Genomic DNA, 16,900 nt, shown 5'->3' on the forward strand with positions numbered 1-16,900 from the left:
CGAGAACGGCAGCAATGCACATCGAGGATGCGAGTTCCATAGTATCGATGCGTCAAATTGGGTATCGTCAAAGGATGTTCAATAATCCAAAATATCGCCTGTCACTCCTCGCTTCACTCTGCTTTGTCGCAGCCAGTTCTATGCTGATTGCACAGGAGATCGAGTCGGCGAAGGCTGAGCCAACGAAGGATGATCCGTTTGCTCTCGCGTTTGTGAGAGATCACTCGCCGTTGGATGGGAACGATAATGTCGCGTACTACGGACTTTTGAATCAGGCGAGAGAAGCCTCTCAAGAGGAACTAGCCAAAGCGGGGCGCCAGTTCCTGCGAAAGCGGCGCGAGCAATCGAAGTTGCTGACGTTTCCCGATATGATTCGGAACCCAAAAGCATTTCGCGGTCAGCCTGTTCATCTCACCGGCCATGTGCTGCAAACGATTGAGTATGACGCCTACGAAAATGACTACGGCTTCGAAAAACTTTACGAGTCGATGATCTATACGGACGATTCGCAAACACACCCCGCCGCCATTGTCTTTCTTGAAAAGCCGGACAATCTCCCGATCAGCGGAGACCTCATTGAAGGAGTCACAGTTTCCGGATATTTCTTGAAGACGTATGTCTACCCATCCAGCGACAACACAAACCGCGTCGCTCCGTTAATCCTCGCCAAAACGGTCACCGTGAAGCCACAACCGGAAGCAATCGACCCCGGAAACACGAGTCAATATATTTTTTGGGGGCTGGCTTCCGGAATCGTAATTCTATTTCTTGTGCTCTACCTCGTTCAGCGATCTGATCGAAAACGAATGATTATTGAGCAAAAGAAACGACTCGATAACGAGGCCCCCACGTTCAAGCCACCCGCTTAGAGCATTCTCAACGTTGTCACTTCCCCCGGTGAGCCACCGGGGGAATGACACTGAGCACAATTCCGAAAGAGGTTCTGAATAACCTTATTCGATTCCTGGGACAGGAAATGCTTTTGCGAACTCTGCAATCTCTTTTCGAACAGCATCAATCGCAGCTTCGTCGTCGGCAGATTTCAAGACTTGAAGAATCCACGCTCCGACCTTCTTCATCTCGTCTTCTTTCATTCCACGAGTTGTCAGGGCTGCTGTCCCGATGCGAACGCCACTCGGGTCGAGCGGCTTGCGTTGGTCGAATGGAATCATGTTTTTGTTGACGGTGATTCCAGCTCGGTCGAGCGACTCCTCTCCAATCTTTCCGGTGAGGCCGATCGCTGTCATATCGCAGAGCATCAAGTGGTTGTCGGTCCCGCCACTGGCGAGGCGAATTCCGCCACCCATTAAGACCTCAGCGAGCGTTTTAGCATTCGCAACGGTTTGCTTGGCGTACTCTTTGAATGACGGCTGAAGAGCTTCTTTGAAGCAGACCGCTTTCGCTGCGACAATGTGCATCAACGGGCCTCCTTGAAGACCGGGGAACACTGTTTTGTCGAGATCTTTCTGGTGTTCTTTCTTGCACAGAACAAATCCGGACCGTGGTCCGCGAAGCGTCTTATGCGATGTTGATGAAACAAAGTCAGCGACTTCAACGGGGTTGTTGTGGACGCCCCCGGCGACGAGTCCGGCGTAGTGTGCCATATCAACAAAGAGAAGCGCATTGTTCTCTTTGGCGATCTGAGCGAATTTCGGGTGGTCGATTTCACGTGGGTAAGCACTGGCTCCAGCCACGATCATTTTCGGCTTATGTTCTTTTGCAAGAGCCGCCACTTGATCGAAATCGATGAGGTTATCGTCCTCGCGAACTCCGTAAGGGATAATGTTGTACAGCTGCCCCGAGAAATTCAGGTGCATGCCGTGTGTCAGGTGTCCACCATGAGCGAGGTTCATCGCGAGGATTGTGTCCCCCGGCTTGAGCTTCGAAAAGTAGACAGCCATGTTGGCTTGCGAACCTGCATGTGGCTGCACGTTGGCGTGCTCTGCACCAAAGAGTTCACAGACACGGTCCCGGGCGAGTGTTTCGATGTCATCAACGAACTCGCATCCACCGTAGTAGCGACGACCTGGATAGCCTTCCGCATATTTATTGGTGAGAACTGTCCCGGCAGCTTCCTGGATGGCAGCGCTCGTGTAGTTCTCCGATGCAATCAACTCAAGCCCTTCGACTTGTCGTTGTTGTTCGTGTTGCAGGGCCTTCCAAACTTCGGAATCAGCGTTCTGAAGTGTCGACATATCCATCGCTCCGGATCACAAGTGGTTGTGTGCATTGGACCTGGGAAAAGATGTTCCTCAGGTCGGTTCGGTCGCTTCTCGAAGTCTCATCTCTCCGGCGACATTCTTTTCCACCTTTATAGTCATGGCGAATTTTTGAAGCCACCCTGAGGCAGGAGAAAACGGAAATCGAGAAGCCGAACTTCTGTCGAATCAGAGCTTGCCCTTTGTTCATGCTGGGTAGTTTGGGGGACCAGTGTTTGGGGAACCGGTGAACGGAGTCCAACGGCTCAGATTGATTGATGATTCCTTTAAAAGAGATGCTGTGTCGCTCTGTCGCTGTGAAATCATGGCTTCAGCTCGAATGTCTGACTGAGCATTGGAAATGAGGGAATTCAAGGAGGCCCTGGACCTCCAGAGATCGGCTGCACTTCGCTGTCCAGTTTTTCAGACACGGTTTTCTTTTCAGTAGAAGCATGTCATAACAATCAATTCCGATCAGTTGTCGATGGCTCAAGATCAAGGTGGCTGCATGTTTCTGAAAATGACACTTGTCTTCGTTTTTTTCGTGAGTTGCTTTCAGAACTCAAGCGAGTCCCAGGATTCGCTTGCAGAGCAGGCAGAGGCAACGATGAAAAGAGCTGCAACGTACTTCCGGGAGTCTGTGGCAACTCACGGGGGTTATGTTTACCACTACTCACCAGATCTTCAGCAGAGATGGGGAGAAGGCGTCGCGACCAGAGATCAAATTTGGATACAACCTCCCGGAACGCCAACTGTCGGAATGGCTTTTCTGGATGCTTACCAAGCGACCGGAGACGAATATTATCTTGAAGCGGCCCGAGAGGCTGCGTATGCAGTTGCGTATGGGCAACTGAAGTCTGGCGGTTGGCAAAACTGCGTTGACTTCAACAAGCGCGGAGCGCGGGTGAATCAGTATCGCAACGGGAAAGGTGGAGGCAAGAACAACTCTTCGTTCGACGACGGACAAACTCAGTCGGCGTTACTGTTCATGATCAAGATGGACAAAGCTCTCGACTTCAAAGACAAGACGATTCATGAATCCGCCATGGTTGGCTTAAAAGCTGTCCTCGATGCTCAATTCCCCAACGGTGCATTTCCGCAAGTCTTCACTGGCCCGGTGACGCCGCAACCGATGGCGTCCTCAAACTTCCCCAGTTACGACTGGCGTACCGCAGGACGAGTCAAAAATTACTGGGACATGTACACTCTCAACGACAACGTCACCGGGTACATCGCGAAGACGCTGATTGAAGCACACAGTGTTTACAACGATCCGAAATATCTCACCGCGCTTGAGAAACTGGGGGACTTTCTGATTCTTGCTCAAATGCCGCAGCCACAACCGGGATGGGCTCAACAGTACAACTACAACATGCAGCCAATCTGGGCGAGAAAATTTGAACCCCCCGGAATCTCAGGAGATGAAACTCAAGAGGTCATTGACACGCTCCTGGATCTGGTAGAGATCACCGGCAACGTGAAATACCTGAAACCGATCCCAGCTGCCATCGCCTGGTTGAAGAAGTCTCAGCTACCCAACGGTCAACTCGCACGGTACTACGAACTGAAAACGAACCGACCGCTTTACATGCAGCGGGAAGGAAAAGTCTATTCGTTGACCTACGACGATTCGAACTTGCCCAGCCACTATGGATGGAAAACAGACTCGCGAATTCGAGAACTCGAACAGCGAGTCAAACGAGTGAAAGATGGAAAGCCGGCACCCTCATTGGATTCTTCTGAACTTCAGGCATCTGTCGAAACATTAATCGAATCACTCGACAAGCAAGGGCGCTGGATCACAGTTTCTCAAGGCGAGCGACTTGTTGGTCAGCCGAAAATTGCCGAAGGGATGTCTTACATCAGTAGCGAAACTTTTAGTGAAAACCTCAGAACTCTCAGTGAGTATCTCAGTCGATCTGAAAAATGAGTTGCTCGACGTTCGACATACTCTTGTCGTAACTTCTGTGTGGCTGTTACCTTTCTGAAATGACCTCACCTTTAAGAGAACGAATTTCATGACGAAATCCGGAATTTCAGCTTTCTTTATCGCACTTCTTGTAACAAATCTCACCTTCGCTGCGGAGGCGACAGCCCCCGCAACGATGAGTCCACGCGCGGGCTTGGCAGTCATCGACTGGGTCATCGTGTTCTTGTATGCGTCGGGGACAATTTGCCTCGGTTGGTACTTCAGCCGGAAGCAAAGTACGACAGAAGAATACTTCGTCGGCAGCGGCTCAATGAACCCGATTCTCATCGGTGTCTCTCTGTTCGCAACTCTGCTGAGTACGATTACCTACCTCTCCACGCCTGGGGAAAGCCTCGGTAAAGGACCGGTTTACTTCACCAGCCTGCTGGCGATGCCGATCACATTTTACATCGTCGGTTTCATTTTACTGCCGGTGTACATGCGTCAGAAGGTAACCAGTGCTTACGAACTTCTGGAAGCCAAGCTTGGGTTAAGTATCCGAATGCTGGGTGCGTGCATGTTCATCCTGTTGAGACTGGTCTGGATGTCGCTGCTCATCTACATGACATCAAAAGCAATCGTCGAAATGACCGGGCTCGCTGATCGATGGATACCTGTTGTCGCTTTGGTCACAGGGACGGTGGCCGTTGTGTACACCTCTCTGGGCGGACTGAGAGCTGTTGTCATTACAGATGCGATGCAAACCATCCTGCTGTATGGAGGAGCAGTCACAGTGATTGCCATGGTCACTTGGCACATGGGTGGCTTTGGGTGGTTCCCAACAAAGTGGGACCCCCAATGGGACAAGCAACCGATTTTACCTGAAAATGCTCGAACACGCTTAACTGTTTTGGGAGCGATTCTGAACGCCCTGATCTGGAGTGTTTGCACTGCCGGGGGAGATCAAACATCCGTTCAGCGATTCATGGCAACGAAAGATGCCAAGTCGGCTCGTCTGGCGTTGGCAACGCAACTGACAGTTGGGCTGATTGTCTCTTTGACTTTGGCACTGGTCGGTTTCGCCCTTCTCGGTTACTTCAAGGAATTCCCGGAGCAGATCCCAGCTGGCCTGGATCTCAAAGATGACGCGGACAAAATGTTCACGAATTTCATCGCCTTCAATCTTCCACCGGGTGTCTCCGGATTTGTCGTTGCTGCGATGTTTGCGGCAGCGATGTCCAGCATCGACTCCGGCGTCAACTCAATCACTGCCGTCGTCATGACAGATGGCTTGGATCGCTTCGGACGCAAGCCGAGAACAGAAAAAGAACATGTGCGGATTTCTCGCTGGATGGCTTTAGGGATCGGGCTGCTTGTCGTCATTTGCAGTTCTGCAATGGGAGGAATTCCGGGAAACTACACTGCTGTAACCCAAAAGACTTCGAACCTGTTGACGACACCGATTTTCGGACTGTTTTTCTTCGCTCTGTTCGTTCCATTTGCAAGCCCAAAAGGGGTTTGGGTCGGAGCCATTTGTGGAACGGCAACGGCAGTTCTGGTCGCCTTTTCCGGACCGATTGTCTATGCACTATACCTTTGGTTTGATGTTGATCCAGCAATCTTTGGGACCGAGGTTGTCGAGTTGGTGAACAAGGAAACCGGGGAAGTAGAGAGAAGTGTGCCAGACCCGATTAGTTTTCAATGGATCTCGCTGGCCGCCATTTCGGTGAACGTGGTCACTGGCTGCATCGCGAGTAAGATATTTCCAAAACCGAAGACCCCATCGACTCCAGAACAGGTTGAAACACCTTCAGCTTGAACTTCATAAAAACTCGAGAAAGTAATCGAATGAGAAAAAGTAAAACTCTCGCCCGTATTCGTAATGGCGAGACAGTCCGCATGTGTGCCTTGGGGCATTATATCCCTGCGTTCGTCAAGCACGCGGCTCACTTCGGATACGACTGCATTTGGCTCGACCTGGAGCACAGAGCGATGAGCGACTCACAGGTTCAGTCGCTACTCGCTTTCAGCCATCTGTTTGATATCGACATCATGGTTCGATCACCCACTCTGGAGAAAACAAAGCTGTATCGCTATCTCGAAGATGGAGCGACCGGGCTGATGATTCCGCATGTGAGCACACCAGAAAAAGCAAAAATGCTCGTGGATGCAGTGAAGTTTCCCCCCATCGGAGATCGTGGCCTCGATGGAGCTGGGCTTGATTCTGATTTCCTGATGTGTGATGCCGCACTCTTTCCACAAAATGCCAACGAGGAGACCTTTCTCGTTGTGCAGATTGAAACTCCTGAAGCTGTCGAAAACGTCGATGCCATTGCGGGCGTCGAGGGGGTAGATGGACTGTTTGTTGGCCCGGGTGATCTCGGGTTGAGGCTACAGCATACTGATCCGGGTTGGACACTCGAAGATGCCTTCACTCGAACCGCTGAAGCATGCAAGAAGCACAACACTGCCTGGGGAACACCCGTCGGAACGAAAGAAGCTCTCGAACTTCGTCGCGGACAGGGTGCTCAACTCCTCGCCAACGGCGGAGATTTCCGAGCGTTCATGTCAATGCTGGAACAACAGTCAAAGCAGTTTGACTAAAGCAGTTTGCTCTACTTTGTGCCCGTGAAGAACGCGTTCCTCTAGTCAAAATGCTGTTCGCCACATGGCAGATCTTGCAAACCAATTCGAAAGATGCTCTGGTGCAGTTTCACGATTGGTCTGCTGTCTTATCGCTTCATCTTGCGTGGTCGTTTAGCCCCCCGGTGGTGACTCACCGGGGAGCTAATTCGATACCGAAAACCCATCCGCAAGATGCTCTAGCAGTCGAGCTTATTCCTCATCCTTGAAGGACGCTCACTCTTCTGATGGATTGAATCCGCATCACTCGACTCGCAGAATACGGTGTCCTTCGAAAACTTGTCCGTTGCGGCCTTTTGCAGTGATTGTCACGCGGTGAACGCCGAGACTCAGGTTGTCCGGGATCGCTCCCTTCCACAAGTGAGTAGAGGCCCTCGGCTTAGGAAGTTTTCTCCATGCAGATTTGTTTTTCTCCAGGATTTTCGCTTCTGCTTCGACGGTCTTCTTGTAGTTTGGATCGACTTCACGAACCCTTGCGATTTCGACCGGATCGCCACCGTCTATCGCCATGGTGACAGTCGCATATTGATCTGCATTGAAGATATTCGCATACACAAACATCTTGTTCGATTCTCCATGAGGGACAACTTCGGGAGCTTCGATTTCCATTTGATAATCCGAACCTCGTCCAGCTGCGAAGTAGTCGAGTCGGTAGTCATTGCCGTCGAAGTTCAAAATCGAATACCCGTTTGGAGCACCGTCCGCCATTGTCGTGTGCGGAATGCCGCGTTCGTCAGGAGCACCACCCCACCAACTTCCGGAAACGGTAACATTGATGATGTGGTGATGTGGCTTGGGGCCTTCCCAGCCATCGGCATCCGTAATCCAGACATGCTCGTGAGTGTGAGTATGTCCGGAAATCGAAATGCAAAGAGGTCGCTTCTCGATCAAGCGATACAGGCCGTGACGATCATGGACTCCGATGATCGGAATGTGCATCATGAGAACGACCATCTGCTCTTCCGGGATTTGTGACAGGTCCGTTTCGATGAATTTCAGCTGCTCTTCCCCAAGCCCTCCACGATATGTTGGCTTTCTTCCTTCAGCTTGTGGGACAATCCACTCGACATTATCCAGTACAATGAAGTGGACGGGACCATAATCAAATGAATAGGTTGAAGGACCGTAGATACGTTCAAATGTCTCGTCAGAGAACTTGTGCTCTTTCGCGTCACGATTGACGTCATGATTTCCGACGACGTTGTACCAGGGAATTCCGATCATCGCGATCGACTTGTTGATTCCGTCCATGACGTCGAGGTCATCAAAAACGATATCTCCCAAGGTCACGCCGAACGATGCGTCCGTTCCGATTAATTCTTCAACGACATCATGTGTGATGTAGTCAACTTCTTTCTGATTGCGTGGCTGAGGATCACCAAACATGACAGCTTTGAAATTGTCTGGTTCTTCCTGAGGATAGAGCGGAAAGTCGACAGATTTCGGTAGCGGCCCCGTGGGTGCGACTCCAGCAAACTTGGACATCGGCGACCCGCCAGGTTTATGTGTGTAGTAGAACCGTGGAAGTTGATGCTCGTTGACAGGAGTCCGCCAGTTGCGAGGCTTAATTACAAAAATTGTTGTGTCGTCATCGATTGGAATTTCATAGCGACCATTGGCGTCGGTGAGGACAATGTCCTGTCCATTAGAAACGCGAATACCCGAGAGGGTCTTTTCTCCAGAATCGAATTTTTGGTTCTCATTTTCATCGTGATACACAACACCTTTCGCTGTCGGTGGAGTATCAATCCGTTCAGGTTGATAGGCCCGTGACGACGAGACAACAAACAACCCCAAACCTAACACTCCGAATACCACCGTGAGTGAAATCAATCGAGACATAACCTGTGTTCCATGCTAAAACTGAGACTTCCGAAGTGAGAAGCCTAGCAGCTTATTCGGAGCAATGCATTAGAACAGACCGATGCTTCTCAGCTCTGCGAGAAGCTTGCGAAATGCCAGCAGAATGGCAGTAAAAGCAAGTGAAATGCCTCCAAAATCCTTGCAGAACCCCGGTAAAAAGCCTGTGAAAAGCTCATGAATAATCAGTGAAGAGAGCGTCATGCCTCAGAGGGTATGACGCTCTTCGTGAAAGCGAACGTATCCGTGGACCCCGAAATGGGACTACTCCAACGAGTTGATGAGTTGGGACATCACTGGCAGGGCTGTCACAACAAACAGGGTCGTTAAGGCGAGAATCAGCACAAAGATGATCGTCTGGCAAATGACTTTGTTGCGACTCTTCCTAAGAACCAGATGCACGACTATTCCCAAAATTCCCAGTAAGGGAAAAATCGCAGCGAAGGGAACGCTCATGGTCAGCTGAGTCAACGCGGGGACTTCGAAATCAAAATCTTCAAAAACCTTGGTCGCCATCCTGCTGTATCGAAAAATCATGATCGAGCCGATCACTGTGAGCAGAGTATTCACTGCTAACAAGACCGATCCAATCCAGTCGCTCAGCGGCGAGATCGGCAAATCGTGATCTGTTCGTCCTGTCTGATTGTTCATGAATCCCTGACGTGTAAATTTGAGAATCGGTAAAGCGGTTTGCTCTCCCGTGAGCCCGTTTTGAGCCAGTTTTGAGCCAGTTTTACCAGTGAATTGGCTGTTCGCCACGTCGCAGAACGTGATCACCTGCTCGAAAGATATTCCAGAACTGTGGTGATCTCATAATTTGTCATCTCATCATACAACTGCCCCATGATACAACTGCATCACCGAGCTGTGAATGTCAGGTGGCAAACCAGAGCAGCCGAGTGATGTCGAGCGGGATTTCATAGGGAGAGTCGGCATTCACGGCTGCGATGCTTGCTCGAAAAACCGTTCGGGGTCGTTTCCTGCTCGATCAGGAGCTGCGTGGTTCAACTTCTCCATTTTTTGAAAAAATGGAAGACTGGCCCCGGTTCTGAACATTCCACGGTCGAAGCTCCATGCACGGTGGGTTACAATCTGCACTGGAAATTGACGTTCGATTCTGAATGAACTCCCTGCCGAGTTTCTTCAAATCTGCATCAAGATGCCCTCGTGCAACCAGCTGTCTAAGAATTGTTTTTTAAATTCGAATTTCGTCACTCTAACAATTTCGGCTCTTAAATATTGAGTCAATCACTCATGACAAGGTCTTCCGGAGTAGCCTCTGGCTCATTCTGGCAAACCTGTACAAGTGACCGTCATTCCAGTGAATGACAACGATTTCAATAGAATTGTTAGCGTTTCTAAAGCTCACTCCAACTTGGCACAAACAACGTGCTACGACTCCCTGAATACTGGAAAAACATAGTGATTATTGTCCTGAAGCCCAACTTTTCCGAGGAACAGTTACAGCACATCTGTCAAAAAATTGAAGAGATGGGCTTTCGTTACGAACTGAGCCGAGGAGTTCAACGGACTCTGCTCGGCGTCATTGGTGAAGAAGACGAACTGCGAAACGCCCCGCTCAAAGCAATTGCCGGTGTGGAGGATGTCCTCTCTGTCCTGAAACCTTTCAAACTTGCCAGCCGCGAATTCCACGAAGAGGATTCCGTTTTCGAGCTTGGTCACGGTGTGAAAATTGGCGGTGGGTCCATGGCTCTCATCGCGGGACCGTGTGCGATTGAAGGACCCGAAATCCTTCTCGAAATCGCTAAAGAGGTCAAAGCTGCGGGTGCGAATGTCTTGCGAGGAGGAGCCTTCAAACCTCGAACCAGCCCGTACAGCTTCCAGGGGCTTGGCGAAGAGGGTTTGAAGATTCTTCGAGAAGTCGGCGACGAAACGAAAATGCCTGTCGTCACTGAGGTGATGGACCCGCGACAGGTCGATTTGATCGACCAGTACACCGACATCCTGCAAGTCGGTGCTCGCAACATGCAGAACTTCAACCTCCTGATGGAAGTCGGAAAAACCGACAAGCCAGTCTTGCTGAAACGCGGAATGAGCGCCACCGTCCAGGACCTTCTGATGTCTGCTGAGTACATCATCGCTCATGGGAATAAGCAGGTGATTCTTTGTGAACGTGGGATTCGCAGCTTCGATTCCTCGACACGCAATCTGCTCGACCTGGCGATGGTTCCGAATGTCAAAGGACTCTCACACTTGCCGATTGTCGTTGATCCCAGCCACGCGACCGGTCGTCCCGATCTGATCCCCAGCATGGCGCTGGCAGCGGTCGCTGCAGGAGCGGATGGAATTCATATCGAAGTGCACAGTTGCCCGGAAAAAGCGATGAGCGACGGTCCACAGGCACTGTTGCCAAACCAGTTCACCGAACTCGCGAAGCAGATCCAGGAACTTGCTCAAGTCTTCAATAAAAAAGTTGCCACAACACCTTAAGGACCTGTCACCTGTCCGGAAACCCGATGGACTGGGGACAAGCTGGAGAGTGCCCCAATTGAGGACAGGGCACTTGCGTAGACGATTCACATCCTGACCAAGACTTCAGAGGAGAATTGATGAGCACTCACAGAATTCGACTGACTTTACTGAGTAGTTTGTTGTGCAGCCTGCTGGCATCCACAGCGACTGCGGACGTCAAAACGCCTGCTATTTTCGGGTCAGGAATGGTCCTTCAGCGAGAGATAGATGTCCCTGTCTGGGGATGGGCTGATGCTGGTGAAGAAGTGACTGTCTCGTTTCGCGACCAAAAAGTCTCAACGAAAGCTGGGAACGACGGGAAATGGCAAGTCAAACTGAAGCCGCTCAAAGTCGGTCAGCCAGGAACATTGACTGTCGCTGGCAAGAACAAGCTTGAATTCAAAGATGTCCTTGTTGGGGAAGTCTGGGTGTGCAGCGGTCAGTCCAACATGGGCTGGTCGATCGCCCGTGGTCTCGATGCCGACCTTGAAGCCGCTGCGGCTCAAGATCCTGATGTTCGACTCTTTCAGGTTCCATTGACCACTGCTGAAACTCCTCAAGAAGACGTCAACGCCGAATGGCGAACTGCTGCTCCAGACAACGTTTCCTCGTTCTCAGCTGTTGGATATTTGTACGGCCGACAGTTGCACCACACGTTGCGCGTGCCAGTTGGTGTGATCATGACTGCCTGGGGTGGAACACGAGCAGAGGCTTGGACCAGTCCCGAAGCCATGGCGAAAACAGAAGCCCTCAAACCAATTGTTGACGCTTGGGATGAACGGGCAGCCAAATATGATGCTGCCAAGGCGAAGGCTCAGTTTGATACTGCCATGAAAAGCTGGACCGAACGGGCAGCCAAAGCAAAGGCCGCCGGAAAGCGAGCACCAAGACGACCACAAATGCAGGGGCCGCCACGCAAAGATCGGCATCACTACAGCACTCTCTACAACGCAATGGTTGCTCCGTTGACTCCGTACGCGATTCGAGGAGCAATCTGGTATCAGGGAGAATCGAACGCAGGACGCGCAGAACAATATCGCACGTTAATGCCGACGATGATTCAAAGTTGGCGAGATGCCTGGGGACAGGGGGACTTCCACTTCTATCAAGTTCAACTTGCCAACTTTATGGCCATCACGGATAAACCCGAAGAAAGTGCCTGGGCAGAGTTGAGAGAAGCTCAGGTGATGGCTGGCGATGCAATTCCGAATGTTGATGCGGTATGCATCACCGATATCGGAGCCGCGAAGGACATTCACCCCAAAGACAAACAGAACGTTGCTAAACGACTCGCACGCTTGGCACTCGTCGATATCCACGGAATGAAGTCCATCACACGATCAGGACCAACCTACAAGTCGATGGAAGTCAAAGGGAACAAAGTGATTGTAACCTTCGAAAACCAGGGCTCTCCATTGGTCTCCTACTACAATGAGCCGTTGACTGGATTCGCGATTGCTGGCAAAGACAAGCAATGGGTTTGGGGAACTGCGAAAATCACCAGTGCCAACACAGTTGAAGTCTCCAGCCCGGAAGTCAAAGAACCGGTCGCTGTCCGATACAACTGGGCAAACAACCCACAAGGGACGCTGTACAACGCAGCGTATCTTCCGGCGTATCCTTTCCGATCAGACGATTGGAAAGGCGTTACAGTCGGCGCCGTAACACCATAGTCACTGACGTAGAGTAAACGGACGTTGGATACTCAGAATGGCCGGGGCGATGTGAATTCAAAAGATGATTTCATCGCCCCGGTTTTCGTATCCCCTCTGGGCTGATGATTCGTCAGTCGTTAGAGCAAATCCAATACTGGTCTTTACGTACTGCCTCGTGGCGAGCATTCTATGAAGTCGTGAAAGTGCCCTTCACGGGCACGACAGGCATTGGAAATGCTCTCAAGCAAATCTGAAATTCGTCTTAACAGTACTGTCTCGTGGCATCAGCGTATGGGCTTATGAAAACGTACTTCGCGGACACGAGAAGCATTGAAAATGCTCTAACCTGAAAAATCAACATGCATTGGCTGGCCGTTGCACTGGGAGGAAGTTTGGGAGCGATGACTCGCTATGCCCTGAGCTCCTGGATGATTCGAAAGTTTCCGATGGGGACGTTTTTCGTCAACGTTGCAGGCTGCTTTCTCATCGGCCTGATTCTGGCACTCTCCGTTAAAATGGACTGGCCCAGCCCGAGGGTGCGCGCGTTTCTCGTTGGTGGGTTTCTGGGATCATTGACGACATTTTCAACGTTCGCGTATGAGTCCGTCATCCTGTCAAAACAGGAGAGCCTTTCGATGGGAGTGCTGAATCTCGCTGCGAACTTAATTGTTGGGTTGCTCTTCGTATGGGGCGGAATTGTTCTGGGGGAAGCGATCGCTGCCTCCTCTATCGCCGAGGCGTCTCTTGGGGAGTAGCTGATCCTCCGCTGTTCCACCACCAATTCTTGGTCACAGTATTTGGCTGAAACCGCTCGCTGTAGAGCCGCGGTTGAACTTCCGTGTTGTTGATCACCTGGTTCATGCGAATTGTGACTCCGCCAATCAACCCAAGCAACATTCCGCGTGAAGACTTACGATACGTGGCTGCCGACTTCACAAATTTTGGAACAGGGTACGATTCCAGCGGGAGTCGTTCATCGTTCAATAAAGTTGCGATCCCGGTTGTATCGTTTCCGAATGGGCGTTCTGATTTCACGAGTGCCGCAACGAGTGAGAGGTCGTACAAGCCCTGAAGCTTGGCAAATGCGGTATTCGCATTTGCCAGCTCGTCAAACTTCTCGGAAAAGAGTTGTGCAAACTTTTCCGTCGTCTTTCGAGTGAAGTCGGCATCTCGACGTTGACCACTTGCGTCGGCGATTTCCTCTTGTGCCATCAGTTGGGCACGCTGACCTTTGATCTCGAATACCGATCGGGAATCGTTCGTCCCGATGCTTTCGTAACTGGGGACGAACCACCAACGCTGAAGACTGTTGCCTTGCGGAATGAGCAGCGAAAGATGGCTGCGGACTCCTCGCACTCCAGAGGGTTCCGTCCCTAGAGCGATTTTCTTCATGCGTAAATCTGCTTCTGCCAGAGCCAACGCGAAATGAGAATCTTCCGGGACACCCCAAATCGAAATGACTTGATTCGCCAGAATTTTCCCCATCATTTGATAACGTCTTTGTGCAACAGATGTTGTTGTGGCATTGGAATTTCGACGAATATAGTTTTGCAGATTGCCCATGTTTTCATCGGTCGGATCAATCGAAACTCCCATCTCGGGTTGACCGCCCAGCGTCGCACGGAGTGCCACGACGAGATCGTCCAATTGCAGCGGCGGACGACCAGATGAAAGGCCAACAAGTTGTCCGTTTGGCCCGGGAGCGAATCCTTCTGCTGGCCCCACGATGAGCATGTCGTTGTTCGCCTGATCGACAACGATGAAGTCAATCCGTTGCAGGCCAGCCAAATACCGCAGCGAAGCGGGGATTTCTTCCCCCGCTTCAAGAGCCTGTTTCACGGCGGCGTCCAGTTGTTTTAGAGAGAGCGTTCTCGCTTCGGACTCTTCGATCACGCTCGCGTTGAGCTGTTCTTTCGAAAATTCTTCCTGAAGTTTTCTCAGTGCCGTTTTACTGATTCGCTTCTCACGCGTTGTCCCCAGAACCCCTTCGCCATCGATGATGATCCCGCCGAAATTTTGAAATCCGCCGCCTCCACCATTATTCCCACCAAACTGGGCAAAGAGTTCTGCGCCAGGGAGCAAGAAGCACGAAGAAAGTGACAGGGCAAAACAGAGAAAAGGCGTTCGCATTTCCGAGGCTCCAGTAAACTGAGTTCGAAGTTCCGGCACGTTATTCCCGACACTTTATCGCTCTCGCTACCCGTGAGATCACGGTTCTGGAAGGTAAACGCAAGGTTTCACGAAGCAGAACGAGAAGGGCACCATTGGATGTGCTCTGGCGTTTCAAAGTGAAAGTGTCTGGCGAACGCGCGTAACTTCATCGTATCAACGTTCGATTCATAAACGCGAAGAAGAATTGTTTTGAAACAGCGATTTTCTCGTTCTTCAAATCTTTTCATCCCTGAGAACATTCAAAGGGGATGTGGGATTCGAAAAGTGGAGCAATTGGCGCCCATTCGCATCCCGCACCTCCCACACGTCCTGATTTCCATGGTTGTCTGCCCCAGCTTGTTGGCGAGCAGTCTATGGAGTCATGGAAGTGGTCTTCACGGGTGTCCGGTAGGGAAAGTTGTTCTATTGCTTTCGCCAGAATTGTGGTGAAAAGAGAACCAGAATCGCGAAGAGTTCGAGTCGCCCCAGCAGCATTAACAGGGTCAGCAGGGCTTTCCCTTGCTGAGAGAATCCGGAGTAGTTGTCTGCGGGGCCAATCACTCCCAGTCCCGGGCCGATGTTGTTGAGGGTTGATGCGACTGCGGTCGCACAGTCAATGAGTTTTTCAGCTGCGGTATGTTCATCATGCTTCGCCCAAAGATCGTCCGGTTCGATCGTAATCAGCAAGAGCCAACTGGAAAGAAAGATCACCATGATCATACAGAAGTAAACGACGACGTCATTTCGAACGCGGTCATCGATCACCGACTTCCCCAGCCGGACAGGACGAACGACATTCGGTCGAAAGGCTTTTTCAATCTCCAGGAAGAAGATCTTTCCAAGCAGCACCCAACGAATCACTTTGATTCCACCCGCTGTCGATCCGGCACAGCCGCCGACGAACATGAGCAGAAAAATGAGCCCTTTTGAAAACTCCGTCCAGTTCGAAAAGTCTTCACTACCGAATCCCGTGGTCGTCATAATACTCACGGACGTGAATAATGAATGCCGGAGAGCGGTGAGGGTATCGGGGTAAATTTCGTTCGCCATTAAGCTGATCGTCAGGACCAGCGAGGTCACGCCGATGAGAGCTAGGTAGGCTCGAAATTCAGGGTCGCGGGTCAAAAATTTTATTCGCTGCTTCCAGGTCAGCTCTGCTTTTCGATGCCGAAAGACAAGGTAATAAAGCGAGAAGTTCACACCAGCGAGGATCATAAATACGAGAATGATTGCTTCAACTGGCCCACCGTTGTAGTGACCAGCACTGGCATTGTGCGTGCTGAAGCCTCCGGTCGCCATGGTTCCAAATGAATGGCAAAGTGCATCGTACAAGGGGACATGAGCAAGCATCAGCAACACAGTTTCAAGAGCGCTCAAGGCGACGTAAATCGACCACATCAACAACGCCGATTCCTGCACGCGCGGCCGGACCGATTCCGTAATCGGACCGGGAACTTCACGCTTGAGCATCGCCTTTCCGCCTGCTCCCAGTTGCCCCAAAATTGCAACGAACAGCACGATAATTCCCATTCCGCCCAGCCAGTGCGTGAATGATCGCCAGAACATTACACAGCGAGGAACAAGATCAGGGTCTTCGAGTTCTGTTAACAATGAGGCCCCAGTGGTCGTGAATCCAGAGACCGATTCGAAGAAGGCATCGATCGGTGTCAGTTTCACACCGGGAGCACTTTCACTTCCAGAAAGCAGAAACGGCAACGCTCCCAGAACACCTGCCAGAATCCAACCGAGGCCAACAGTCGCGAAAGCTTCTTTGCGAAGAATCGACGCGTGCTTGTCAAAGCGTCCCCAAAGGTAAAGCCCACCACCAAGGCCCAAGCTACAGGCGATCGCCCCAATCAGGCCCCAGAATCCATCGTGCTCAAACGTTTCTACCTTCCCGACAGCAGGAAACGCCCAAGGCAGGCTGAACACCATCGATGCGCCGACCAGCAAGCCGAGCATCCCAAGCATCCGCGCAACGACAAACCAGTTCATGGTGTTCGATATCTTGT

The 16,900-nt window shown here is 51.2% G+C and carries 12 protein-coding genes; 7 read left to right on the top strand and 5 right to left on the bottom strand.

All coding sequences use genetic code 11. The features are described 5' to 3' along the window. Positions 1-74 precede the first annotated feature (74 nt). Positions 75-869 carry a hypothetical protein gene (locus Mal48_RS20645; RefSeq protein WP_145204245.1) on the top strand — a complete coding sequence of 265 codons (795 nt, stop codon included), beginning with the start codon at positions 75-77 and terminating at the stop codon, positions 867-869. Between the two features lie 84 nt (positions 870-953). On the opposite strand, the gene Mal48_RS20650 is transcribed toward Mal48_RS20645, so the two are convergent. Continuing rightward, complete coding sequence (locus Mal48_RS20650) at positions 954-2,195, bottom strand: serine hydroxymethyltransferase (RefSeq protein ID WP_145204248.1); 1,242 nt, start codon at positions 2,193-2,195, stop codon at positions 954-956. A 487-nt stretch (positions 2,196-2,682) separates the two neighbouring features. Here Mal48_RS20650 and Mal48_RS20655 point away from each other — a divergent pair, with 487 nt between their 5' ends. The 3 genes from Mal48_RS20655 (at position 2,683) to Mal48_RS20665 (ending at position 6,711) form a co-directional block, all read left to right on the top strand. Further along, complete coding sequence (locus Mal48_RS20655) at positions 2,683-4,128, top strand: pectate lyase (protein ID WP_145204251.1); 1,446 nt, start codon at positions 2,683-2,685, stop codon at positions 4,126-4,128. Between the two features lie 88 nt (positions 4,129-4,216). Then, entirely contained in the window at positions 4,217-5,926 is a 1,710-nt protein-coding gene (locus tag Mal48_RS20660) for a sodium:solute symporter family transporter (protein WP_231739754.1), read from the top strand. 29 nt (positions 5,927-5,955) lie between these two features. Further along, the gene (locus tag Mal48_RS20665) at positions 5,956-6,711 is read left to right on the top strand and encodes an HpcH/HpaI aldolase family protein (protein ID WP_145204254.1); all 756 of its coding nucleotides are present in this window, start codon (positions 5,956-5,958) and stop codon (positions 6,709-6,711) included. Between the two features lie 282 nt (positions 6,712-6,993). On the opposite strand, the gene Mal48_RS20670 is transcribed toward Mal48_RS20665, so the two are convergent. Continuing rightward, on the bottom strand, positions 6,994-8,592 hold the full coding sequence (locus Mal48_RS20670; protein WP_145204257.1) for a calcineurin-like phosphoesterase C-terminal domain-containing protein: 1,599 nt from the start codon (positions 8,590-8,592) through the stop codon (positions 6,994-6,996). A 282-nt stretch (positions 8,593-8,874) separates the two neighbouring features. After that, positions 8,875-9,369 carry a hypothetical protein gene (locus tag Mal48_RS20675; protein ID WP_145204260.1) on the bottom strand — a complete coding sequence of 165 codons (495 nt, stop codon included), beginning with the start codon at positions 9,367-9,369 and terminating at the stop codon, positions 8,875-8,877. Positions 9,370-10,032: 663 nt separating this feature from the next. Here Mal48_RS20675 and aroF point away from each other — a divergent pair. The 3 genes from aroF (at position 10,033) to crcB (ending at position 13,492) form a co-directional block, all read left to right on the top strand. After that, entirely contained in the window at positions 10,033-11,061 is a 1,029-nt protein-coding gene (gene aroF, locus Mal48_RS20680; RefSeq protein ID WP_145206465.1) for a 3-deoxy-7-phosphoheptulonate synthase, read from the top strand. A 119-nt stretch (positions 11,062-11,180) separates the two neighbouring features. Beyond that, positions 11,181-12,755, top strand: a complete 1,575-nt coding sequence (locus Mal48_RS20685) for a sialate O-acetylesterase (protein ID WP_145204263.1) — start codon at positions 11,181-11,183, stop codon at positions 12,753-12,755. Between the two features lie 341 nt (positions 12,756-13,096). Further along, on the top strand, positions 13,097-13,492 hold the full coding sequence (gene crcB, locus Mal48_RS20690) for a fluoride efflux transporter CrcB (protein ID WP_145204266.1): 396 nt from the start codon (positions 13,097-13,099) through the stop codon (positions 13,490-13,492). On the opposite strand, the gene Mal48_RS20695 is transcribed toward crcB, so the two are convergent. Next, the gene (locus Mal48_RS20695) at positions 13,464-14,867 is read right to left on the bottom strand and encodes a DUF1598 domain-containing protein (protein ID WP_145204269.1); all 1,404 of its coding nucleotides are present in this window, start codon (positions 14,865-14,867) and stop codon (positions 13,464-13,466) included. The two genes, crcB and Mal48_RS20695, sit on opposite strands and share 29 nt — an antisense overlap. A gap of 444 nt (positions 14,868-15,311) precedes the next feature. Beyond that, a complete protein-coding gene (locus Mal48_RS20700) occupies positions 15,312-16,883 on the bottom strand; it encodes a TrkH family potassium uptake protein (protein ID WP_197441875.1) in 1,572 nt (523 codons plus the stop codon). Positions 16,884-16,900: the final 17 nt, after the last annotated feature.

Origin of the sequence: Thalassoglobus polymorphus (assembly GCF_007744255.1) — a bacterium.
In the GTDB taxonomy this organism is placed as follows: domain Bacteria; phylum Planctomycetota; class Planctomycetia; order Planctomycetales; family Planctomycetaceae; genus Thalassoglobus; species Thalassoglobus polymorphus.

Coding starts and splice junctions, on each gene's coding strand:
- Mal48_RS20685 (WP_145204263.1), top strand. CDS start 11,181: ATGAGCACTCACAGAATTCGACTGACTTTACTGAGTAGTTTGTTGTGC.
- crcB (WP_145204266.1), top strand. CDS start 13,097: ATGCATTGGCTGGCCGTTGCACTGGGAGGAAGTTTGGGAGCGATGACT.
- Mal48_RS20655 (WP_145204251.1), top strand. CDS start 2,683: ATGGCTCAAGATCAAGGTGGCTGCATGTTTCTGAAAATGACACTTGTC.
- Mal48_RS20700 (WP_197441875.1), bottom strand. CDS start 16,883: ATGAACTGGTTTGTCGTTGCGCGGATGCTTGGGATGCTCGGCTTGCTG.
- Mal48_RS20695 (WP_145204269.1), bottom strand. CDS start 14,867: ATGCGAACGCCTTTTCTCTGTTTTGCCCTGTCACTTTCTTCGTGCTTC.
- Mal48_RS20670 (WP_145204257.1), bottom strand. CDS start 8,592: ATGTCTCGATTGATTTCACTCACGGTGGTATTCGGAGTGTTAGGTTTG.
- Mal48_RS20665 (WP_145204254.1), top strand. CDS start 5,956: ATGAGAAAAAGTAAAACTCTCGCCCGTATTCGTAATGGCGAGACAGTC.
- Mal48_RS20650 (WP_145204248.1), bottom strand. CDS start 2,195: ATGTCGACACTTCAGAACGCTGATTCCGAAGTTTGGAAGGCCCTGCAA.
- Mal48_RS20645 (WP_145204245.1), top strand. CDS start 75: ATGTTCAATAATCCAAAATATCGCCTGTCACTCCTCGCTTCACTCTGC.
- Mal48_RS20660 (WP_231739754.1), top strand. CDS start 4,217: ATGACGAAATCCGGAATTTCAGCTTTCTTTATCGCACTTCTTGTAACA.